General features: G+C 59.7%; 3 protein-coding genes. 2 read left to right on the top strand and 1 reads right to left on the bottom strand.

Annotated elements, in window-relative coordinates; all coding sequences use genetic code 11:
* Together KF784_19780 and KF784_19775 are read left to right on the top strand one after the other, a co-directional pair.
* Window positions 1-669 (top strand): hypothetical protein (locus KF784_19780; protein ID MBX3121302.1); only part of this gene is annotated, 669 nt, incomplete at its 5' end.
* Window positions 670-673: 4 nt separating this feature from the next.
* Window positions 674-2,482 (top strand): hypothetical protein, encoded by a 1,809-nt coding sequence (locus KF784_19775; GenBank protein ID MBX3121301.1) that lies wholly within the window; start codon window positions 674-676, stop codon window positions 2,480-2,482.
* 171 nt (window positions 2,483-2,653) lie between these two features.
* On the opposite strand, the gene KF784_19770 is transcribed toward KF784_19775, so the two are convergent.
* Window positions 2,654-3,628, bottom strand: a complete 975-nt coding sequence (locus tag KF784_19770; GenBank protein MBX3121300.1) for a site-specific integrase — start codon at window positions 3,626-3,628, stop codon at window positions 2,654-2,656.
* Between the last annotated feature and the right edge of the window lie 164 nt (window positions 3,629-3,792).

Raw genomic sequence — 3,792 nt, 5'->3', positions numbered from 1 at the left:
GCGGCGCCGGCAGACTTCAAGGGGAAACTGTCGACGACGGCGGATGATGGATTCCTGCTCCCAGTCGGGACGGCGACTATCGCCTCACGTTATCGCGCGCTGGCTAAGAAGTGCATCCCCTTGGCCGGAACATTCGGCACGACCGGGACGTCCCTAGTCACAGCAACGTTCGATAACGCGACAGAGATCTGGACCAGTGTCACACACGGGCTCGTGGACGGCGACATTGTGCAACTGACCAATTCCGGCGGGGCGCTGCCAAGCGGATTTGCGACGGCCACCGTCTACTATGTCATCGAGTCCACGTCAACCACCTTCAAACTGTCCCTGACGCGTGGCGGAGCGGCGGTGAATGGCACGACGAACGGAACCGGCACGCATACCGTGCACAACAAGTTCCAGCTGCCGGATGTCCGTGGGCGAGCGCTGATCGCGCTGGACAATCTGGGAGGATCAGCCGCAAGCCTGGTTACAGGCGCGACAGCGCTGGGGTATACGGTCGGCGCACAAAACCACACTCTGACCTTCGAACAGATCCCCGGCGACAACGTCCATGCCGCGGCCACGGCGGCCGCTGGTAAGCACGCGCTGACTGACACGCCACCGGCTGCGGCGCCACATAACAATATGCAGCCGTCTTTTGCCGTAGGAGTTCAAATCCGATGGTGATGCCATGAGCGGGCTTGCACAGTTTCTCTTGTTGGGGCCCTTCTTCCATGAAGGGCAGATCGTGCCTTCGCCAAAGCTCTACCACTATCTGCCGGGGACCACACAAGAGAAGACGGCCTGGATGGATCGCGGGAAAGCGATCACGGCCGCGAATCCGATCGAAGGCGACGCGAACGGCCTCGTATACGGCTATTTCTCCGGGGTCTACAAACTCGTCGTGAAAACGCATGACGGGACCGTGACGCTGTTCCAGGCCGACGGAGTCCAGATTCTCGACACGGTCGACGACAATGTCCAGCCGACTGTCCGACCGGAAGATCATGACGGGGAAGCCTCGAGCTCCGTCGACAATACCGATCCCATCCTGGCCTCGCTGGCCGACTTGCCGGCCGCGGGTGGAACCATGGTGCTCGGTCCAGGGGATTATCTCTTTAGTGGGACGATCAACCAACGGGACCGACATATCATCTACCAAGGCGCGGGAAAGGGCGTGACGTTTCTCACGCTGACGGCCTCCAGCAATCTACTCCACGGGATCATTGGCACGGGGAGCATTACCCTCCGCGATCTGACCCTCCGGACACAGAGCCCGCGGCTGACCGATTTGCAGATGTGGGCGGTCCGGCTCGATTTGGACGGGACGGGGATCTCCGGCGGCCGGACCCTCTCGCTCGAGCGGGTCGAACTGTCCGGTTGGAATGCCGGCGCCTACTGCGACGGCGGCTCGGCCTATGGCATCGAACGGGCCACGATCGAACTGAGTACCATCACCCTCGGCGGTGCCGCAACGGGCTACGTGGGCGGCGGGGTCGGGCTCAATCGCTGCCAAAGCGCGGCGGTGCTCCGGAACCATATCGACCAGAACCATACGGGCGACCATGCGGTCTACTGCTTCGGGAGCCGTGAGCTAACGATCGTCGGCAACCGGATCGAGAATGCCGACCAGTCCGAGGGACAGGGCATCAAGGTCGTCGGCAATGGGGTTTCGTCGACACAATCCTATGACCGGTGGACGATCTCCCGGAACATCATCGATACCTGCTGCCATGCGATCTTGGCCGGCACCTACGGGACTGAGCTCCTGCGGCTCCTGGAGGTCGGTCAGAATGTGGCGAAGAATATCGACGGCTCGGCCAGTAGCGTCGTGGGCGATCTGCTCACGATCGCGCCAACCGCAACATCGATCATCGAAGAGGCCACGGTCCGGGATAACTTCTTTAGTGAGCTGGGGTCTCAGGCCATCCATGTGACCGGGGACGGGAAGATCAGGGAGCTCATTGTCGACGGGGTCCGGGGGGCAGGCTGGAGCCGACGCAGTACGCGGACCTATTCGCTCTTGGGAACGAGCTCGAATGCGGTCGTCGTGGACAAGTATCGGGCCAAGAATATCCATGTCGACGGGGACGGAGACGGCCGCAATATCTGGAACGTGAACGCCTTCGGCGGATACGGCTCCGAGGACATCGGCTCGCTGGAATACGACTACGACTCCTGTAGCGAAGAAGGGACGGACCCTGTGCTCGGGAATTTTATCCCGAACATCGAGCCCAGTGTGGCCACACCTGATCTCCGCTTCGGGAGGAAGTACATCTTAACGAATCCCGGCGCGCAGAACGTGACGGGGTTCGAAAGCATGATCCCGGGGCAGGAATATGAATTCCTGGTGACCGACGGAAACACCACGCTGAAGGAAGGCTCCAACCTCCGCATGGCGGCGAACGTCGACTGGAACCCGGCCGATACCGACGTGTTCAAGTGCCGCGCGAAAACCGCGACGACGGCGGTCGAATCCGGGCGAAGCGACAACACCTAGTAACAGTTCGTGTACACGCTGTCCCCGATCTGGTTCTCGAAGCAATTCAACCGAAATCCATAATTCTGCACCGGGGCCTGATACGTCGACGACGGGGCGCGGAAGATGGGGCCTCCGGACAGGGCCATCCCCAAGGCTCGAAGACGCGCCTCTTCCAAGCGAACCCGTTGATCAGGCGTCAGGGACCGTTCCCAGGCCGCTTGTTCGCGTTCCCGCTGTAAGCTCTCGGCTGATTGGCAAGCGGGTACTGTCAACAGGCATACACTCACGAGCAGGTATCTGATCATAGGGCACCTCCTTTTTGAACGTCCATAACCGATCAGCATGCGCTTGCAGGGCCTCCGCGATGCGCTTGTGCTGTGTCCGCATGTAGATTTCCGTGATGCTGTTCGGGCGATGATTCAAGATCGCTTTGACCAGTATCACGTCCTTGGTCTGCTCGTACACCCGAGAGCCGACGGTTCGACGAATATCATGAAGCGTCAGATCCTGCAAGCCCGGGCCCTTTCGAAAGATTCCCCAGGCCTTCTCGGCGGCACAGCGGGACCAGCAACGGCCGTACAGGCCCATGAACACATAGTCGCCTTCGCGTGGCATGGCCTCCAGGGCGGCGATCGCTTGCCGGGTTAGCGGAATGCGCTGCGACATGCCGTTCTTCGTCGTCGGCTTGAACCAGATCCCTTGCCCCAGATCGAGATGGGCCCACTTCGTCGTCCGTGCCTCGCTCATGCGGCATCCAGTACACAAGAGAAATGTGATAAAGGTCTCAAGCTTCTGATTCGTGAAGCCGAGATACATAAACAGCTGCGTCAGTTCACGATCTGAGAAGATGCGTTCACGGCTCTCCTGTCGATGCCGCTGCACATTGGCCGCGGGGTTTTCTTGACACCAGAGGGCCTGTTTGCCGGTGGCGTCGCCCTCGCGCTGGGCCCAGTTATACATCGCCTTGAGAAATCCTAACGCCTTATTCGCATGGGCCGGCGTGAGCTCGAGCGCATCATGCCACGTCTTCAGTTCAAAGCAGGTCTTGTGCTCGGTCCAGTTCGCAAACAACTGCTTAAAGAGCCGTCGATAATATCGATACGACGACTTCTTGATGAGATGCTTGTCGAAATAGAGCGCAGCCAATTCTTGAAATGCGATCATGGAACGATCCTCCTTGAGTGCCTCTCGCTCGCCCTGCAAACGCAAGGCGTTTCGTGATGAGCTTACCGTACAGTGCCAGCACTGTCAAGCTCTTTTTCGTGTCAAGGAATACGTACATCGCCCAGGGCCGAAAATAGTTTCATTTCAGGCTTGACATTCTCTAC

This window comes from Fimbriimonadaceae bacterium, assembly GCA_019638775.1.
GTDB lineage: Bacteria > Armatimonadota > Fimbriimonadia > Fimbriimonadales > Fimbriimonadaceae > JAHBTD01.
Note: the sequence above shows the minus strand (reverse complement) of the source record. Positions and strands in the feature narration are given on the sequence as shown.

What these genes read in the sequence shown, in the direction of transcription:
- KF784_19775 (MBX3121301.1), top strand. Translation starts at nt 674, where the DNA reads ATGAGCGGGCTTGCACAGTTTCTCTTGTTGGGGCCCTTCTTCCATGAA.
- KF784_19770 (MBX3121300.1), bottom strand. Translation starts at nt 3,628, where the DNA reads ATGATCGCATTTCAAGAATTGGCTGCGCTCTATTTCGACAAGCATCTC.